Below are 17,513 nucleotides of genomic sequence, written 5' to 3'. Positions count from 1 at the left end.
TTAAATGCATATGCTCAAAACCCTCGCGGTGGCCAATTACCGCTCGATCAATAAATTGGTAGTGCCGCTGGACCGCTTGAACCTGATCACCGGGCCCAATGGCAGCGGCAAGTCCAACTTGTACCGGGCCCTGCGCCTGCTGGCAGAAACCGCCCAGGGCGGAGTGATCAATGCCCTGGCCCGTGAAGGCGGGCTGGACTCGAGCTTCTGGGCCGGGCCGGAAACCATCAGCCGGCGTATGCGCACTGGTGAAGTACCGATCGAATCCAATGTGCGCCAAGGCGTCAAACGCCTGCGCCTGGGGTTTGCCGCCGAAGATTTCAGCTACGCAATCTCTCTGGGATTGCCGGAAAAAACCTCGTCGTTCTTCAGCCTCGACCCCGAAGTGAAGAAGGAATGCATCTGGGCCGGCCACATCTACCGCCCGGCCAGCCTGTTGGTGCAGCGCTCAGGTGCCATGGTGCGTGCCCGCGAAGGCCGTGCCTGGGATGTACTGGCGCAGCACACACCCAACTACCACAGCCTGTTCGATCAGGTCGGCAGCCTGCGCGGCTCGCCGGAAGTGCTGCTGTTGCGTGAAAGCATTCGTGGCTGGCGCTTTTATGATCACTTTCGCAGCGACGTGGACGCGCCAGTGCGCCAGCCCCAGTTGGGCACGCGTACGCCGGTGTTGCATCACGATGGCCGCGATCTGGCGGCCGCGTTGCAGACCATCCGCGAGATCGGCGACCCCGAGGCGTTGCAACGTGCAGTCAGCGATGCATTCCCGGGTGCGCGCCTGAACATTGAACCGTTGCAAGGCGGACGCTTTGCCATTGAGTTCTATCAGGAAGGCTTGCTGCGGCCGTTGTCGGCGGCGGAGCTGTCGGACGGGACCTTGCGCTACTTGTTGTTGATCGCCGCACTGCTGACGCCACGGCCGCCAACCATGATGGTGCTGAACGAACCTGAGACCAGCCTGCACCCGGACCTGTTGCCGGCATTGGCGCGCTTGATTATCCAGGCGTCGAAGCAATGTCAGGTGTGGGTGGTGTCCCATGCCAGCCGCTTGATTGCGGCGTTGCAGCAGGATGAGGGGTGCAATTCGATTGTGCTGGAGAAGGTGTTGGGGGAAACGCGGATCGTGGGGCAAGGGATTCTGGATGGGCCGGCCTGGCATTGGCCGGAGTAGGTGGTGACTGTACCGGCCTCATCGGGAGCAAGCCCCCGATGAGGCCGGTGCAGCCAACACAAAAAGTCAGGTTTCAGCCCTGCCACTTCCCGCCTTCAACAATCACACTTTCAGGCTTGGTGTCATCGCTCAGTTCTTTGCGCACATATTGGTCATAGAGCTTGAGCAGGAACTTCTCCTCGCCCAGCTTTGCCAGCTCGGCATTCACCCAGTCACGCAGTTCGGTATTGCCCTTCTTCACCGCCGGGGCAATCGGTGCTTCATCACCCAGCTTTTCTGCCAGCACACGGTAGCCCGGGTTCTGCTTGGCCCAGCTGAACAGCACCAGGTTGTCCTGGGCATAAGCATCGCCACGCCCGGCCGACAGCGCTTGCAGCGACTCGGAGTTTTTCTCGAACTTGAGCAGCTTCCAGTCAGGGTGGTTTTTGGTCAGCCAGATGTCGGCGGTGGTGCCGGTGGTGACAATGGTGGTGCGAGTGGCCAGGTCATCCAGGCTTTTTACCGTGCTGTCATTCGGTACAAGGGCCTGCACCGCGACTTTCAGGTTGGGGTTGGTGAAGTCCACCGCTTCCTTGCGCTCAGGCGTCACCGTCATGTTGGCGAGGATCAGGTCGACCTTGTCGCTTTGCAGGAACGGAATGCGGCTGGCGGGCTCAACGGCGACAAACTCCACCTTGTTTTCGTCGCCCAGCAGGTCCTTGGCGAATTGACGGCCAATGTCGGTATCGAAGCCGACGTAGCGGCCAGCCTCGTCGACAAAGCCAAACGGTGGCTTGTCGGTGAAGACGCCAACGATCAGCTTGTCCCGCGCTTTTATTTTGTCGATGTAGCTGACAGCCGCGGGTTTTACAGGCTCTTCGGCCTTTTTATCGCAACCGGCCAGCAAGGCGACGGCAAACAGTGGCAGCAGTAGTTTTTTCATATCAGCTCCAGTTCCTTGATCTTTTTGGGCAGTGTTGAAACGAAGGAGAACTTCTCCAGGAACTGCTGCGCGCGTGCGGTCTGCGGGTTCGTAAAGAATGCCTCGGGGGTGTTGTGTTCGAGGATGCGACCGGCCTCCATGAACACCACGCGGTCAGCGACGGCGCGGGCGAAGGCCATCTCGTGGGTGACGATCAGCAGGGTCATGCCATCGCGGGCCAGGCCCTGGATCACTTCCAGCACTTCCTTGACCATCTCCGGGTCAAGGGCCGCCGTGACCTCATCAAAGAGCATGACCTGGGGGTTCATGCACAACGAACGCACGATGGCGATGCGTTGCTGCTGGCCGCCGGAGAGCTGGCGCGGGAACGCGTCGCGCTTGTCGGCCAGGCCCACGCGCTCCAGCAGTTTTTGCGCCTGCTCACGGGCCTCGCGGGGGTCACGTTTTTGCACTTTCAGCGGGCCGAGCAGGATGTTGTCGAGCACGCTCATGTGCGGGAACAGGTGGTAGCTCTGGAACACCATGCCGATGTCCTGGCGCACCTGGCGCCAGTCGGTGTTTTTATCCAGCAGCTCAACGCCTGCAAACCGCAGGCTGCCGCTGTGCGCGACTTCCAGCCCATTGAGGCAGCGCAGCAAGGTGCTTTTGCCACAGCCGCTGGGGCCGAGGATCACCACCACTTCGCCGCTTTGCACGCTCAGGTCGATACCCTTGAGCACCTGCGCCTGGCCAAAGAATTTGTTGAAACCCTGGAACTCGATCAATGCACTCATGCTTGGGCCCAGCGCCGTTCCAGCACCTTGGAGGCGGCCGACAACGGGTAGCAGATAAAGAAGAAAAACAGGAACAGCGCGCCGTAGATCAATACCGACTCGTAGGTACGCTCGATGATTTGCTGGCCGACCTTGATCACATCCACCACGCCGATCAGCACCGCAAGGGAACTGGTCTTGATGATGCGCGTGTAGACGTTGATGGTCGGCGGCGTCATGCGTTTAAGGGCCTGGGGCAGCAGCACGTAGCCGTACAACTGCGGGTCGGACAGGCCAATCGACAAGCCCGCTTCACGCTGGCCACGCGGCAGAGAATGCAATGCACCGCGCACCACCTCGCCGACTTCGCTGGCGCCCCATAGCGACAACACCAGTACTGCGCACCAGAAGCTCGGCAGGCTCACACCAAAGAAAATCGGCAGGCCGAAAAACAGCAGGTACAACCACACCAGCACCGGAATCGCCCGGAACAGCTCCAGGTAGATGCGCAGCACGCCGTCGATCACCTTGTTATTCAAGGTGCGCAGCACGCCATACAGCACGCCGCCGACCGTACTGAAAGCGATGCTCAAAAACGAAATCGACAGGGTTTGCGCAGCGCCTTTGCCCAGTTGTGGCAACGACACCCACAGCAACTCAAGACCCGAACTGGCCATGCTGGAGCCTCCTTTCCAAACGGCTGAGCAGCAACGACAACGGCAAAAACAGCAGCACGCAAATCAGCGTCAGCACGGCGAGCATCTCGTAGGTCTTGTAGTAGAGGGCGATGTAGCTCTTGGTGGTGTAGAGAATCTCCGGCACCGCCACTGCGGAAACCACCGTGGTTTCCTTGAGCAGAAAGATGAAATTGGCGAACAGCGCCGGCAGGCTGAGGATGCCGGCCTGGGGCAGAATCACATGGCGCAGCAACTGCCAGTCGGACAGGCCAATGGACTTGCCCGACTCGATCTGCGCCAGCGGCACCGCTTCCACACCGGCGCGCAACACTTCAGTGAGGTAGGCGCCGCCGAGAAAGGTCATGGTGATGATTGCCGCCCAGAACCCGGAGATATTCAAACCCAGGGCCGGCAGTGCGAAGTAGACGAAAAACAGTTGGATCAACAGCGGCGTGTTCCGCGCCAGCTCCACATACAGCGCTACCAGCCGTGACAGGTACGGCGTGCGAAACACCAACAAGGCTGCATTGATCAGCGCCACCAGCAAGGAGGTGCCGATGGCGATCAGGCCCACTTGCAGGGTTACGCCCACCGCTTGCAGGAACGCCGGCAAGGTGCTGAGGATAAAAGCGAAATCGAAGGTCATGTGCAGTCCATATCGCCGCATGGGTAATGCTGCGAGCGCAATCCGTTCCGGCGTGGATAACGTCGGGTAGCGCGAACTTTAAAGGTATAAAAAGCAAAATTTAAATACCGAAATAGCATATTGATATCACCCAAAAAACTAACCTCTGTGGGAGCTGGCTTGCGTGCGATAGCGGTCTGTCAGATACAGCAGTGATACTGACCCACCGCTATCGCAGGCAAGCCAGCTCCCACAGTTTTGACCGTATTTCAGATAAAAAAACGCCGACGCTGTAGTAGCCGTCGGCGTTGAAACCTTGAAGGGGGTTTTGAGTTACATCAGAACGCCGGCACGACTGCGCCGTTGTACTTCTTCTCGATGAAAGCTTTGACTTCCGGGCTGGTCAGGGCCTTGGACAGTTTCTGGATAGCGTCGCTGTCCTTGTTGTCCGGGCGCGCTACCAGGAAGTTCACGTAAGGGGATTTGGCATCTTCGATGATCAACGCGTCCTTGGCCGGGTTCAGGCCGGCTTCGAGGGCGTAGTTGGTGTTGATCACATCCAGATCAACCTGATCCAGCACACGTGGCAGCAGGGCCGATTCCAGCTCTTTGAATTTGAGGTTTTTCGGGTTGTCCTTGATGTCTTTTGGCGTAGACAACGCGTTGGTCGGGTCTTTCAGGGTGATCAGCCCGCTCTTCTGCAGTAGCAACAGAGCGCGTCCACTGTTGGAGCCTTCGTTCGGGATGGCCACGGTCGCGCCGTCTTTCAGATCTTCAATTTTCTTGATCTTTTTCGAGTAGCCGCCGATGGGTTCAACATGCACACCGACTACCGTGACCAGGTTGGTGCCCTTGCCTTTGTTGAAGTTTTCCAGGTACGGCAGGGTCTGGAAGTAGTTGGCGTCCAGGCGCTTCTCAGCGACTTGCACGTTTGGCTGCACGTAATCGGTGAAGACTTTGATCTGCAGGTCCACGCCTTCCTTGGCCAGGGTCGGCTTGATCAACTCCAGGATCTCAGCGTGCGGAATCGGCGTGGCCGCGACCACCAGCTTTTCGTTGGCCTGGGCGAAGCCGGCAGTCAGGGCAGCCGCCAGGGCGGTAAACAACAGAACCTTTTTCATGCAGTGTCCTTTTCTAACGACCATTTTTTATGTGAGGTGCCAGCGAAATGCTATCGCGGCGTAGGAAGGACAATACCTAGATTTTTTATTCCCGAACAATATCTTTTATTCACGTTGATATTCCATTTTGTTCATACAGGAAGGTACGCAGCGATTCGCGCTCGGACGCGCTGGCGCTGGCAAAAATTCGTCGTACTTGCTCCAGCGGCGAGCCGGCCACCGGCAGGTTCAAATGCTCGGGCAAGATTTCATCGCCACTGCTCACCAGCAAGGCAAAGTGAATGACGTTTTCCAGTTCGCGGGTATTGCCCGGCCAGGTGTGACGCTCCAGTACCTGTTGAGCGGCGTCGCTGATAAGTGGCACCGGCAGGTCCAGGCGCTGGCTGTAGATGCCGAGGAAATACTCGGCCAAGGACAAAATATCCCCTACCCGCTCGCGCAACGCCGGCAGGTCCAGCCGGCCTTCGCTCAAGTAATGAAACAGGCGCTCGTGAAACTTGCCCACGGCCACGGCCTGGGCCAGGTCGATGCTGGTAGCGGCGACCAGACGTACGTCTACCGGGCTGGGCTGATGGGCACCGACGCGGGTGACCTCATGATTTTCAAGGGCCGAGAGCAATTTCACCTGGATCGGCAGCGGCAAGTCACCAATCTCGTCCAGGTACAAGGTGCCGCCGTTGGCGGAGCCAAACCAGCCAGCCCGACTGCTCGCTGCGCCGCTGTGGCTGCCGGCGGCATAGCCAAACAACTCGGCATCCGCATAGGTGGGGCTGATGGCACCACAGTTGACCGAAACAAACAGGCCAGTACGGTCACTGCCACGGTGGATGTGTCGCGCCAGCAGTTCTTTACCACTGCCGGTTTCACCGCGGATCAATACGGGTAAGGCGCGCGGCGCAAGGCTTTCCAATTCTTCACGCAGTTGGCGTGAGCGTGGGTCGACGAACACCAACGCCTTGGCGCGGATGCTCAGTGGGCTCTTTTCGGCATCGGGAAAGGTCAGCAAAGGCTGGCCGTAGGTTTCATGCAGACTCATGGCAGGCTCCCGCCCCAATCCACTCAGGGACGGGGCGTTGAAAAAATATTAGGCGCTACGCCGAGCATGGTGCTCGAGGCGATGTTGCAGGCGATAAAGGTAAGCAAAACCTTGTTCCCAGCGCCGGTGGCCGGACTTCACATTGATATGCCCGGCACCCGAGAGGATGCCGGCCTCGGCGCCCCATTGACGCGCCAACTCCAAAGCCCTGGAGGCGCTGACGGCACTGTCGTTGTCGGAGCTGACCACTTGGCTGGGGAATGGCAACAAATCGGCAGGAATCGGTGCGAAATTGCGCAGTGCCGGTGCACACGCCACGCGTTCGACATCTGCCGGAGCCACCAGCAACGCACCGCGTACCTGTCGCAAGAAATGCACGGGGGCGGTGGCGGCCCAATGGGCCACGGTGATGCAACCCAGGCTATGGGCGATCAGGATGACCGGCGTGCTGTCGGCAGCAATGGCCTCGGCCAGTGCGGCTACCCAATCCTCGCGACGCGGCGTCAGCCAATCGGCCTGCTCCACGCGAGCGCTGTTGGGCAAGCTGTGCTGCCAATGGGTTTGCCAATGATCTTCTGGCGATCCTTGCCAGCCCGGCACGATCAGATAACGAATCGACTCGCTGTGCATGGGTGTGCCCTCCTGCAGCGTTTAACGTTCTGGTCAGTATAGAGGCGTCAAAACAATCAAATAAGGAATAAAAAGGAATTTATTAATAACCAAAAACTCATAACGTTACTTTTTTCGAAACCTGCTCCTCCGTCATTCATGCAACCCAAACCATTGGCCCCCCAACACCAAGGCGTCAGGGGGCGATGGCTGTAATGCCGTCAGTCGTTGAGTTGTATAACCCAGCTCTCAACAACGACGACGACCGCTTTGCCGATTCAACGAGAGTGATGCATAGAGTGCTCTGAGCCGATAGTTACCCCAAACTTACTGTGCATTGGCATATAAAAACTCTGTGCTTCTGCGTATGTATTTCTATAGCCTTCGGGAAGTACAAAACGCGTACCAATTAGCTCGTTAACTTCATCAATCATCGGAAAAAAACCATAATCTTCTTGCACCATTACATCACCAAACATTCTCGGCCCGGTCACCTCGAAAATTTTCGTTTCGTACTCTTTATAGGCTTGCCGTTCTATATCAGTCGAGCTGTCGTGCTGGAAAGGACGATGGGTGTTAAACCACGGTTCGTTGGCTTTGTATCGCTGATACGACTCCTCCAGAATCTTATCGAATAACGGATTACCTGGATGACTTGCAAAATTACTTGTATTGAACCCGCTGAAATCCGCACCTGCATACGTGACGGGCGAGCTCATCAATACATCATGTTGCGTAGCGTTCAGCGTGACCTCCCCCACGTTAAACGTCAGCGCATCATCTGTATCCAGATATATTCCACCGTACTTTTTTATCAATGCCACGCGCATCACGTCCGATGAGGCTGCCAAATTCTGCCCCTGGCCTGAGCGAAAGTACTGATACATTTCTCCATATTTACTATCGTTCAGTTCTCGAAAAGCCTCATCCTCTTTTAGATCATGCACTTCCAGCCCACCCACTTTGTGATCCAGCGCAGACTTTATTTTCTGAAAAGCATTCGCGTTATTTGCATCCACATGAACAATGGACTTGTATCCTGGACTGTTTCTGGAGTTTTCCGCAATATTTTCGATCAAGTGTTCTGGCATCTCGTTGCCGGCCCAAAAATAGTGAATAACTTTAGGTACCGGCGTAGCACCCGACGGTAGCGGCGGTAACTTCGGCAGCGTCAGCGTTTTATTGATAACCGAAGCAGGTGAGCTTTTACTACCTGCAAGCGCTTCAGACTCGGTACCACTCAGCCATTCCCCTTGACTATTACGCCAATAAAATATGTCTGCCGCCGCCTCACCGTCATCGGTAAGCCCACGCCAGAGGCCTGCCCCTACGTCATACGTAACTGGAACAAGGTATTCGTTAAAATAAATCATATTCCATCCCTTGAACGCTGATTGCACACCGTCCATGGGTATCGTGAACTCTTCGCGGATCACCGGCGGTGAAACAGGCCCCATCGGGTAGCCGATATGGCCATTGACTCGTCGTGGCGGATTGAAGAATGGACGCCCTTGTTCAGGCACTTGAGCGGGCACCCGAGTTGTAGCATCAACCCCGGCTGCAATGCCCTCGCTGGACACTCTCCCTGTCATCACTTTCGCCAGTGGAGCCCCCGCATGGGTGGCTAAGGGCGGTACAGCATTCAATACCCCGAAAACGATCCGGTCAGAGGCCGTCGCTTTACCTTTGACGGCATCATCAATACCGATACCTGTTTGAGTGGCCCCGGCAGCCATGAAGAAAACATCCAGGCCTATCGCGACTTCCGGCATGACCAACGCGAGAGGCGTCATGAACATCGCGACCTTCGTGGCCTCTTCCACGCCTTGCAACACTTTGTTCTTGGTGTAGTCGCCATCGCTGACGATCGCGTTTTCCGCATCCGAATATGACCGCGCCTTTTGTCGAACCTTGACCGCTTCAAAAGGATCGTTGCGCAAAGGGTCAACCGTGATAAAGCGATCAGGTACCCAGCCATTGAGCCCTGAAAGGAAAGCGCTCCCTGACGCCTGCGCATTGGACCAATTTGCCATCCCTTCCAGGGATTGACGCACACCATCTGAAAACGACTTGTCGGCTTGGTCCTTGAGAGAGAAATGGGTTAGCAGTGAGGCGCGCTTTACTGGATCGGTGGCCTGCTCAGCCAACCAGGTTTTCATTTTCTGAGGGTTATCGAAACGATGTATCGGCGAGGAGTTACCAGGGATGTACAGCAACGTCAGTTGGGTTCTGCGATCGGTCACACACATCAAGTCGGTTGACTGCAAGCCATTGATGCTCAGCAACCCAATATCCACATTAGGATCCTTTATGCGAGGCGCTGAAAAATCCTGCACCGTCAGCTCCGACCATTCCTTTTGCGCAATAGGCCCTAACGCCCGCTGGGCAAGTGCCGCCTCGACAGGGCCAAGCGTCCCTTCCAAGCGCTGTAGATGGATCGCTTTAAGATAGGATATTTTACTCAATGAAGCGTATGAACCGCTGTGCTTGTCCCAAAACCCGTCCAGCGTATTCTTGTAAAGTTGGGTTCGGTCTGTATCCCAGACCAAGGCTTTGAAGTCCTCAACAGGAATGGCCACTTGAGTGGCCGCGCTATAGAGCGCAGCACCTGGAGAACCTGGCTGCCGATAAATACCTTGTCGGCTGTGTGCTTCCTCCACCCAGCCTTCAATCTTATTGGTTATATAAACTGCCGGTGAAAAAAACTTGGCGATTTTTCGAAACCACCCCTCATCATCTTCAATTTTTACATCTTGCCTATTTTTCAAAGCCGCCTGGGTCAGCGTTACTTTCTCTACAACATCCTTTTCATCAGTACCATTAGGTTTAAACGTAACCAGATACGTGGTGTCAGGATCAATATCCACCCCCCAATGCTGCTTTATCTTGGCGGACAAAATAGTCGAAATTTCTTTTTCAGGCGAAATGAAATCGGATGCGTGCGTGCTGATATAAGCATCTATTTCAGGATTAGGCTTGAGCACTTTTGAAGTGGTACTTTCCCGAGAGCCGACATGACTTGACGATCGTTGCGCTAAAGGGTGTTGCGGACCGGGTCTATCAGGCCGTGAAAAAACCCCGACGGGGTTTTTTTCTTCAGGTTGAGGGGTCGTTACTTGCGGGTTCACGAATGCACTTACTGAATGAATAGGAAAACGTACGTTCATGCAACTGCTCCTTTAATTAAATTACTCCGTGCACCGACCAGAATAATCATACCGTTGCGAATTGCACGCCTGGAAACATTCAAAAACGTGTAAATTCTTTTCTCCTATAAACGTCATAACGCTTAAATAAAAAAAGGCCGCACCCTGCCAAGGAAAGCGGCCCAAAAACTGTGGAGACTTTTTGAAACTAACGTGCGGTGATCACCGACAACTTGGTTATGCCCGCACGCTCGATCGACGCCATGGCTCGCGCCACCTCGCCGTAGTTCACTCCATCGTCAGCCTGCAGTTGCACACGCACATCGGGGTCCTTGGCCTTGGCCGACTGCAGGTTGAATTCCAGCAGGTCCGGCTGGATTTCGTCCTTGTTGATAAACAGTTTGCCGGCACCGTCGATGCTCACCACCAATGGATCCTTCTGCTCAACCGGTGCCACGGCCTGGGTCTTGGGCAGGTTGATCGGGATCGAGTTGGTCAACAGCGGCGCGGTGACGATAAACACCACCAGCAGCACCAGCATCACGTCCACCAACGGCGTGACGTTGATCTCGCTCAGCACCTCGTCACTGTCTTGCGTGGAGAAGGCCATGTCAGGACGCCTCCTTCACTTTCTGCGGGCTGCCGACGCTGGCCTTGGCCAGTGTTGGGTGCAGCAGCACACGGAACGAATTTTTCTGCGCCAGGCTGTAGAAGTCGTGGGCAAAGTCGTCCAGGTCCGCCGCCGTCAGTTTCAAGCGGCGCAGGAAGTAGTTGTAGACAAGCACCGCAGGCACCGCGACGGCGATCCCCACACCGGTCGCGACCAACGCCGCACCAATCGGCCCCGCCACGGTTTCCAGGCTGGCGGACCCGGCGGCGCTGATCCCCTTCAGCGCTTCCATGATGCCCCACACGGTGCCGAACAGGCCGATAAACGGCGAGGTGCTGCCGATACTGGCGACCACAGCCAGGCCGGTCTCCAGGGAGCGGCGCTCGCGCACGATTTGCTGGCGCAGGGCGCGTTCGAGGCGGTCCTGATGATTGATCGCCTGGCTTAGATCCGCAGCGTGAGGGGTATCGCCAACCTGGATTGCGGCATAGCCGGCCTGGGCCACGCGCGCGGCGGCGCCGGGCTGGGTTTCGGCGAGTTCGGCGGCTGAATCGAGGCTCGATGCCGCCCAGAACTGTTTGTGAAACTTGCGATCCTGAGCCTTGAGGCGACCGAACTGCACGCCCTTGAGCAAGGCCAGGCCCCAGGTGGCGACCGAAAAGATCACCAGCAGCCAGATCACCGCGCTTTCGATGGATTCAAGTGGAGACGCTAATGCCATGATGTTTTCCCTCTTGTGCAGGTCGCGGCGTGTGCACACCGCGACCGAATAATTAATGAATCTTGAAGTCGATCGGTACGCTGACCCAGCCGTCCTGAGCCACATCACCCTGCTTGGCCGGTACGAAGCTCCAGCGCTTTACGGCGGCCAGTGCGGCGTCATCGAGTTGCTGGCGCCCGCTGCTTTTCTGCACCTGAATCTCACCCGGCTTACCGCTGGCCAGCACATGCACCCGCAACAGCACCGTGCCTTCCCAACCGCGACGCTGAGCCAGTGACGGGTACTCCGGTGCCGGGTTTTTCAGGTACGCGGCGTTGGCCGAAGCCGGCGTCACCGGCGCTGGCGCCGCAGGTGCGGGCGGAGCAGGTGGGGCTGGCGTCGGTGGCGCAGGCGGCTGCTCGACGGCTTTGGGGGCCGGCTTGGGCTCAGGTTTCGGCGCGGGCTTGGGTTTGGGTTTCGCAATGGGTTTGGGCGGCGCCGGCTTGGCCGCTAACTCATCCACCACCGGCGGCGGTGGCTCGACTACAGGTGGCGGCGGTGGTGGCGGTACAGGTGGTGGCGGTTCAACCACCGGCGGCGCCGGCTGGGAAAATTCGATGGTCATCGGCGGAATTTCCGGCGGCACAATCGGCAGCACCGGCGTGGGTTTCTGGCTCACCCAATAGATCACTGCGCCGTGCAGCGCCAACACCAGCAACCCGAGCAAAATACCTTCGCGGTGGCTGGAAAAACGCTTCGGGGTCTTCTGCAGGCGCAATTGCCCCAACGGCGCGCGATGCGGCCGGCCAAGGTCGACCAACTCACCACTCGGTGCCTGGCGCCATTGCGCCTCGGGTGCACTGGCGGCGGTCTGGACATTGCCCATTGATTCACTCCCTACGGTTTTGAAAAACCGACGGGCCAGCGTGCAGCCCCGTCGAGGGCTGAATCATCGGGGCCAGACACTTATCTCTTAAAGTAATCTTTAAAGTTATAGATAGAACAAAATCGCATAAATACAACAGTCGCTGACGTCAAAGCCACGTGGCTCGGGGCCTGGCGCCAAACCCTTGTTTTTCAATGCTTTAAAGGCATACAAAATATTCAGCAAAGGTATGGCTCAGTGCGGGTTTCCACTGCACAACGCCAGCAATTCTCCCAGCAAACTCTGGCCCGCTGCCCCCAAACCACTGCGGCCATACAGGGCCAATCGCACGCCATGAACAGGCGGCAAGCCACTCTCCGGGCCGAGTATGCGATGGCCCGGTTGCAACACCCGCTCCGGCAACAGGCTGATGCCCAAGCCTGCCGCCACCGCTGAACACACGCTGGCCAGGCTGGCACTGGAGTAGCCGATGCGCCAACGCCAGCCGGCCCGCTCAAGATGGTGAAGCATGTCGTTGCGGTACAAGCCGCCCACCGGGAAAGCCACCAGCGGCAGCGGATCGCGGCCCAGCGCCGGGGTGCTCAGGCTGTCGACCCAATACAAGGGCTCCGGCCACGACGCTACACAGTCGTCGCTGTCGCCCATCTGCTTGACCAGCAACACATCGAATTCACCGCCCCGGTACTGGCGCTGCAATTCAGGGCCCAGACCGCTGGTGACTTCCAGCCGCACCCGTGGATAGGCCACGACAAACGCTGAAAGCAGCGGCATCAGGCGCTCGGCGGCAAAGTCCTCCGGCACGCCAAGGCGCAACACACCGTCGCTCTGCTGGTTGATCAGCACGTCGGCGGCTTCTTCGTGCAGTGCGAGAATGCGGCGCGCATACGCGAGCAGACGCTCACCCTCGGCGGTAGCCACCACGCGGCGCTGGTCGCGGTCCAGTAACTGACAAGCCACTGCGTCTTCAAGCCGGCGGATCTGCTGGCTGACAGTGGACTGGGTCAAATGCAGGCGCTCGGCGGCGCGGGTGAAATTGCCGCAGTCCACCACGGCGACAAAACTGCGCAACAACACGGGATCGAACAACGTCATCACCATTGCGTTTGCCACTGATTGGCATGTTTATATTTAATTTCAGCATACCCCGCTGCCTGACCATACTTCACCTTTCATCGCGCCCGGGGGCTTGTATGACCAACGATCAACCACACCTGCAACGCGCTATCGCCTTGGCCCGCGCCAACGTCGTCCAAGGCGGCCGACCCTTCGGCGCGGTGCTGACGCGCAGCGGTGAAGTGCTGGTGGAAGCCGTGAATGAGATCCACCTGACCCAGGACCCCACCGCCCACGCCGAGCTGCTGGCGATCCGTGCAGCGAGCCGCCAACTGGGTGCACGCCTGGACGGCTGCGTGATCTACGCCAGCGGCCAGCCTTGCCCGATGTGCCTGAGCGCCATGTACCTGTGCGGTGTAGAACGGGTGGTGTTTGCCGCCAGTAACGAAATGGCCGAGCCGTTCGGCCTGTCGACCGCAGCCATCAGCCAACAGGTTGGCTTGCCCATCGGTGCGCAACGCCTGCCCATCCAGTACCTGCCCGACAGCGCAATGACAGCGTTGTATCACCAGTGGAAAACCCTGCATGACCCTGAATAAATCCCTCGCTGGCTGGGGCCTGCTGGTGGTGCTCGGCCTGAACCTGCGCCCGATCCTCAGCTCCATCAGCCCGCTGCTCGGCGAGATTCGCCAGGCCACCGGGCTGAGCTTCCAGAGCAGCGCCTTGCTCACCAGCCTGCCGGTGATCTGCATGGGGCTGGTGGCACTGGTCGGCGTGCGCGTGGAAGCGCGCTTGGGTGAACGTCGCGGCATCGCCCTGGGCTTGTTGATGATTTTGCTGGCGTGCCTGACGCGCTGGTTGATGGGCCAGGCTTCGGCGCTGCTGGTTACCGCACTGCTCGGTGGCGCGGGCGTGGCGTTGATCCAGGCGCTGGTGCCAGCGATGATCAAGCGCGAATTTCATCACCGCGTGCCGGTGGCGATGGGCGTGTATTCGGCCTCGCTGATGGCCGGTGGTGGGCTGGCGGCGCTGCTTAGCCCTGTGGTGGCCATGCATTTCCAGCAATGGCAGGCGGGCCTGGGGGTGTGGTTGTTGCCGGCGCTGGGGGCATTGCTGCTATGGGCCTGGCTGCCGCTGGGTGCCGCGCGAAATCCACAACAGGCACCTGCGTTCAAAGGGTTGCGCAACCAGCGTGCCTGGCTGCTGGCGCTGTATTTCGGCCTGGTCAATTGTGGCTACATGAGCATGGTCGCGTGGCTGCCCGCCTACTATCAACAACTGGGTTGGGGCGTGCTGCCCAGCGGGTCGTTGCTGGCGTTCATGACCATCTTCCAGGTGATCGCCGCATTGCTGATGCCGGTGCTGGCACAGCGCGGCATTGACCGGCGCCCGTTGCTGAGCATCAGCCTGCTGGCGCAAACGGTCGGCTACCTCGGCCTGCTGATGGCGCCACAGCAATTCCCGCACCTGTGGGTGGCGCTGATCGGCTTCGGCCTGGGCGCATGTTTCGCCCTGAGCCTGCTGCTGACCCTCGACCACCACCGCGACCCACGCCAAGCCGGGCAGCTGGCGGCGTTCGTGCAAGGCGTGGGGTTTCTGATCAATGCACTTTCGCCGTGGCTGACCGGCTGGTTGCGCGAACTCACCGGCAACTTCGTCAGCGCCTGGGTGGTGCTGACGGTGACCGTGGTAGCGATGCTGCTGGTGACGCGGGTGTTCAGCCCGGCCACCTATCGCACTGACCTAGAAGTCGTAGCGCCCAGTCACGCCTAGGGTGCGCGGCGTGCCCAACAGGCCCTCGTAACCGCCGTTTCCGCCGGTCCACAGGGTGGTGTAGTAGGTTTTGTCGAAGGCGTTTTTCAGCCACAGCGACACGTCCCACTGCCCTTGGTCATAATTGCCGCGCAGGCCGGTCGACAGGTTGACCACCGCGTACGCCGGGATCTGCCCATAGTCGGAATCTTCCACCGTGCCCACCGCCTTGGAACGGAACGCGTAGCTGCCGGTGACGTAGGGTTCCAAACCGTTAGCCAGGTTCCATTTGTATTCGCCGTTGGCGTTGGCGATCCACTTGGACGCGCCCACTACTTGATGGCCCGTGAGGTCGCAGGACGCCGGTGCACCAGGGCGCAAGCTGGTTTCGGGTGGGCACGGCGCATCCTTGTACGACAGGTAGCTCACATCGTTGAACGAGCCGTTGATATTCAGGGTCAGGCCCTTGATCGGCACCAGGGTGCTTTCCACTTCCACGCCCCGCGAACGCACGGAACCGGCGTTGGTCAGGTACTGCACGCGGTTGTCCTGGTCGTAGGCGTTGGTCTGGTAGCCGTTGACCTGGGTCCAGAACAGGTTGGCGTTGAGTTGCAGGCGGCGGTCCCACAACGTGCTCTTGAAACCCAGCTCGGCGTTGTTGGCGCGCTCGGTGCCGATCAGTAACGAGTCGGCCCCGGCCGTTGGCGCAGACCCCACTGCCAGGTTGACCCCACCAGACTTCTCGCCGTGGGACAGCGTCGCGTAGCCCAGCAGGTTGTCATTGAAGTGATAACTGAGGTTGAGCAGCCCCGAAGGGGTGGCGCTGTACTGCGTCAGGTCGCCCGAGTCATACGCCCCGGTGCGCCCACGCCGTGCAGTGGCAGCCGCACCGCTCACCGCAGCGCCGCCCAGCGGGGCATTGCGCGTGACCCAGGCGCTTTTTTCTTCGTAGGTGCCGCGCAGGCCGGCAGTGAAATCCAGACGCTCGGTGAGGTGCCAGGTGCCTTGGGCGAACAACGCAAAACTATCGGTGCGGATATGCCCGTTGCCGACGCTGCTCACATTGCTCAAAGCGCCGGCTGGCGTGCCGTTCCAGATATCGGCCTTGGGGCCGTAATAAGCGAAGGATTTGTTGTCCAGGTCGGAGCCGAAGTAATAGGCGCCGAGCACGTAATCGAAGAAGCCGCCGGTAGGCGATGCCAGGCGGAACTCCTGGGACCACTGTTTATCTTCCACCGAAACCCCGGCGTTATACGACGCCGGTACGTTGAGGCCGTCATCATTGCGTGGGGTGAAATTCCACCACCGATAGGCACTCACCGACGTCAGGGTGAAGTCGCTTGGCAGCGTCCAGTTGGCCTCCAGCGAGGTACCACCCTGGAACACGGTGACATGCTGGTCGTTGTCCAGGTTGACCTTGCGATGGGTGCCATCCACCAGGGTCGCCCCCGCTGCGTTGGCCCGGGATTGATACAGGTTGGTGCCATTGATGGTCGGCCCGGTGCTGTACAACACGCGGGTGCCGGCGCTGGAATCTTCTTCGTTGTAGTCACCGATCCAGCGCAGGTTGAACGCCTCGTTGGGCTTGTACAACAGTTGCCCGCGAAAGCCCTGGCGCGAACCGCCGTTAAGCTCATGGCCGTCGTGCTCGTTCTTGATGTCGCCGTCGCTGCGGGTGCGATAGGCCGAGAAGCGTCCTGCCAGGTCCTCGGTGAGTGGGCCGGAGATCGTGCCCTTGGTCTGGAAATAACCGTCCTCGCCCAGAGAGGTTTCGATGCTGCGCTCCGGGGTAAAGCTCGGTGCGCGAGTACTGATGTTGATGACCCCGGCGGTGGTGTTCTTGCCGAACAACGTCCCTTGCGGGCCACGCAGTACTTCAAGCTGCTCGATGTCCATCAGGTCGAACACCGCCATGCCCGGGCGCCCGAGGTAGACGTTGTCGATATACAACCCCACGCTGCCTTCCAGGCCATCGCTGGCCGGGTTGTTGCCCAGGCCGCGAATCGACACGCTGGACTGGCGCGCGTGCATGTAGGCGACGTTGACGCTGGGCACCAGTTGCTGCAAATCCTGGATGCGGTACACCCGCTGGGTTTCCAGCGCCTGCCCACCGACCACGCTCATGGGCGTCGGCACGGCCTGGGCACTTTCGGTACGCCGCCGGGCGGTCACGGTGACGGTTTCCAGTTGGCCACTGGCGCTTTCGCCCTTGCCGGCAGGCGCGGGTGTTTCAGCGGCCTGGGAAGGCGACCAACTGCTGCTACCGGCCACCAGCATCGCCAGCGGCAAGGACTTGAACAGACTCATAAGCGGCTCCAGAACCCGGAGATATCCGTCGCCAGATATTCCTAAAGGTTATTTATTTATGTTTTTACGAACATTTACTGCATAAGAGATAGCCTTTATAAGGAGTCGACCTAATGCATAGCCAATGCATTTCCCGGATATTTTTG

At 58.8% G+C, this 17,513-nt stretch carries 16 protein-coding genes; 3 read left to right on the top strand and 13 right to left on the bottom strand.

Features of this window, described 5'->3' with window-relative positions:
* The first annotated feature begins 10 nt into the window (after positions 1 to 10).
* Complete coding sequence (locus tag IH404_RS02105; RefSeq protein WP_005783766.1) at positions 11 to 1,171, top strand: AAA family ATPase; 1,161 nt, start codon at positions 11 to 13, stop codon at positions 1,169 to 1,171.
* A gap of 73 nt (positions 1,172 to 1,244) precedes the next feature.
* Here the strand turns inward: IH404_RS02105 and IH404_RS02100 are convergent, their stop codons facing one another.
* From IH404_RS02100 to IH404_RS02045, 12 genes are all read right to left on the bottom strand, one after another.
* On the bottom strand, positions 1,245 to 2,093 hold the full coding sequence (locus IH404_RS02100; RefSeq protein WP_194439786.1) for a transporter substrate-binding domain-containing protein: 849 nt from the start codon (positions 2,091 to 2,093) through the stop codon (positions 1,245 to 1,247).
* A complete protein-coding gene (locus IH404_RS02095) occupies positions 2,090 to 2,866 on the bottom strand; it encodes an amino acid ABC transporter ATP-binding protein (RefSeq protein WP_005783763.1) in 777 nt (258 codons plus the stop codon). Before IH404_RS02095 ends, IH404_RS02100 begins: the two co-directional genes overlap by 4 nt.
* Positions 2,863 to 3,522, bottom strand: coding sequence for an amino acid ABC transporter permease (locus IH404_RS02090; RefSeq protein ID WP_005783761.1), 660 nt, complete (start codon positions 3,520 to 3,522; stop codon positions 2,863 to 2,865). The genes IH404_RS02095 and IH404_RS02090 overlap by 4 nt, the downstream gene beginning before the upstream one ends.
* The gene (locus IH404_RS02085; RefSeq protein ID WP_005783759.1) at positions 3,503 to 4,168 is read right to left on the bottom strand and encodes an amino acid ABC transporter permease; all 666 of its coding nucleotides are present in this window, start codon (positions 4,166 to 4,168) and stop codon (positions 3,503 to 3,505) included. The genes IH404_RS02090 and IH404_RS02085 overlap by 20 nt, the downstream gene beginning before the upstream one ends.
* 317 nt (positions 4,169 to 4,485) lie before the next feature.
* Positions 4,486 to 5,268 (bottom strand): MetQ/NlpA family ABC transporter substrate-binding protein, encoded by a 783-nt coding sequence (locus IH404_RS02080; protein ID WP_005783758.1) that lies wholly within the window; start codon positions 5,266 to 5,268, stop codon positions 4,486 to 4,488.
* A gap of 109 nt (positions 5,269 to 5,377) precedes the next feature.
* The gene (locus IH404_RS02075) at positions 5,378 to 6,304 is read right to left on the bottom strand and encodes a sigma 54-interacting transcriptional regulator (protein WP_005783756.1); all 927 of its coding nucleotides are present in this window, start codon (positions 6,302 to 6,304) and stop codon (positions 5,378 to 5,380) included.
* 48 nt (positions 6,305 to 6,352) lie between these two features.
* Positions 6,353 to 6,934 carry an alpha/beta hydrolase gene (locus IH404_RS02070; RefSeq protein ID WP_194439784.1) on the bottom strand — a complete coding sequence of 194 codons (582 nt, stop codon included), beginning with the start codon at positions 6,932 to 6,934 and terminating at the stop codon, positions 6,353 to 6,355.
* Between the two features lie 257 nt (positions 6,935 to 7,191).
* Positions 7,192 to 10,080 (bottom strand): DUF6543 domain-containing protein, encoded by a 2,889-nt coding sequence (locus tag IH404_RS02065; protein ID WP_005783753.1) that lies wholly within the window; start codon positions 10,078 to 10,080, stop codon positions 7,192 to 7,194.
* A 187-nt stretch (positions 10,081 to 10,267) separates the two neighbouring features.
* A complete protein-coding gene (locus tag IH404_RS02060; protein ID WP_005783751.1) occupies positions 10,268 to 10,669 on the bottom strand; it encodes a biopolymer transporter ExbD in 402 nt (133 codons plus the stop codon).
* A 1-nt stretch (position 10,670) separates the two neighbouring features.
* Positions 10,671 to 11,393 carry a MotA/TolQ/ExbB proton channel family protein gene (locus tag IH404_RS02055; protein ID WP_087945271.1) on the bottom strand — a complete coding sequence of 241 codons (723 nt, stop codon included), beginning with the start codon at positions 11,391 to 11,393 and terminating at the stop codon, positions 10,671 to 10,673.
* A 49-nt stretch (positions 11,394 to 11,442) separates the two neighbouring features.
* Complete coding sequence (locus tag IH404_RS02050) at positions 11,443 to 12,255, bottom strand: energy transducer TonB (protein WP_194439782.1); 813 nt, start codon at positions 12,253 to 12,255, stop codon at positions 11,443 to 11,445.
* Positions 12,256 to 12,489: 234 nt separating this feature from the next.
* Positions 12,490 to 13,341: a LysR substrate-binding domain-containing protein gene (locus tag IH404_RS02045; protein ID WP_005783745.1), complete on the bottom strand. Its 852-nt coding sequence runs from the start codon at positions 13,339 to 13,341 to the stop codon at positions 12,490 to 12,492.
* Positions 13,342 to 13,445: 104 nt separating this feature from the next.
* Here IH404_RS02045 and IH404_RS02040 point away from each other — a divergent pair, with 104 nt between their 5' ends.
* Both IH404_RS02040 and IH404_RS02035 read left to right on the top strand, forming a co-directional pair.
* Positions 13,446 to 13,907, top strand: coding sequence for a nucleoside deaminase (locus IH404_RS02040; RefSeq protein WP_194439780.1), 462 nt, complete (start codon positions 13,446 to 13,448; stop codon positions 13,905 to 13,907).
* Positions 13,894 to 15,081: a CynX/NimT family MFS transporter gene (locus tag IH404_RS02035; protein ID WP_194439778.1), complete on the top strand. Its 1,188-nt coding sequence runs from the start codon at positions 13,894 to 13,896 to the stop codon at positions 15,079 to 15,081. The genes IH404_RS02040 and IH404_RS02035 overlap by 14 nt, the downstream gene beginning before the upstream one ends.
* On the opposite strand, the gene IH404_RS02030 is transcribed toward IH404_RS02035, so the two are convergent.
* On the bottom strand, positions 15,052 to 17,367 hold the full coding sequence (locus IH404_RS02030; protein ID WP_005783739.1) for a TonB-dependent receptor: 2,316 nt from the start codon (positions 17,365 to 17,367) through the stop codon (positions 15,052 to 15,054). The two genes, IH404_RS02035 and IH404_RS02030, sit on opposite strands and share 30 nt — an antisense overlap.
* Between the last annotated feature and the right edge of the window lie 146 nt (positions 17,368 to 17,513).

It is taken from the genome of Pseudomonas sp. OST1909, from assembly GCF_015277575.1.
GTDB classification, from domain to species: Bacteria; Pseudomonadota; Gammaproteobacteria; order Pseudomonadales; family Pseudomonadaceae; genus Aquipseudomonas; species Aquipseudomonas synxantha_A.
Note: the sequence above shows the minus strand (reverse complement) of the source record. Positions and strands in the feature narration are given on the sequence as shown.

Coding starts and splice junctions, on each gene's coding strand:
- IH404_RS02105 (WP_005783766.1), top strand. CDS start 11: ATGCTCAAAACCCTCGCGGTGGCCAATTACCGCTCGATCAATAAATTG.
- IH404_RS02100 (WP_194439786.1), bottom strand. CDS start 2,093: ATGAAAAAACTACTGCTGCCACTGTTTGCCGTCGCCTTGCTGGCCGGT.
- IH404_RS02095 (WP_005783763.1), bottom strand. CDS start 2,866: ATGAGTGCATTGATCGAGTTCCAGGGTTTCAACAAATTCTTTGGCCAG.
- IH404_RS02090 (WP_005783761.1), bottom strand. CDS start 3,522: ATGGCCAGTTCGGGTCTTGAGTTGCTGTGGGTGTCGTTGCCACAACTG.
- IH404_RS02085 (WP_005783759.1), bottom strand. CDS start 4,168: ATGACCTTCGATTTCGCTTTTATCCTCAGCACCTTGCCGGCGTTCCTG.
- IH404_RS02080 (WP_005783758.1), bottom strand. CDS start 5,268: ATGAAAAAGGTTCTGTTGTTTACCGCCCTGGCGGCTGCCCTGACTGCC.
- IH404_RS02075 (WP_005783756.1), bottom strand. CDS start 6,304: ATGAGTCTGCATGAAACCTACGGCCAGCCTTTGCTGACCTTTCCCGAT.
- IH404_RS02070 (WP_194439784.1), bottom strand. CDS start 6,934: ATGCACAGCGAGTCGATTCGTTATCTGATCGTGCCGGGCTGGCAAGGA.
- IH404_RS02065 (WP_005783753.1), bottom strand. CDS start 10,080: ATGAACGTACGTTTTCCTATTCATTCAGTAAGTGCATTCGTGAACCCG.
- IH404_RS02060 (WP_005783751.1), bottom strand. CDS start 10,669: ATGGCCTTCTCCACGCAAGACAGTGACGAGGTGCTGAGCGAGATCAAC.
- IH404_RS02050 (WP_194439782.1), bottom strand. CDS start 12,255: ATGGGCAATGTCCAGACCGCCGCCAGTGCACCCGAGGCGCAATGGCGC.
- IH404_RS02040 (WP_194439780.1), top strand. CDS start 13,446: ATGACCAACGATCAACCACACCTGCAACGCGCTATCGCCTTGGCCCGC.
- IH404_RS02035 (WP_194439778.1), top strand. CDS start 13,894: ATGACCCTGAATAAATCCCTCGCTGGCTGGGGCCTGCTGGTGGTGCTC.
- IH404_RS02030 (WP_005783739.1), bottom strand. CDS start 17,367: ATGAGTCTGTTCAAGTCCTTGCCGCTGGCGATGCTGGTGGCCGGTAGC.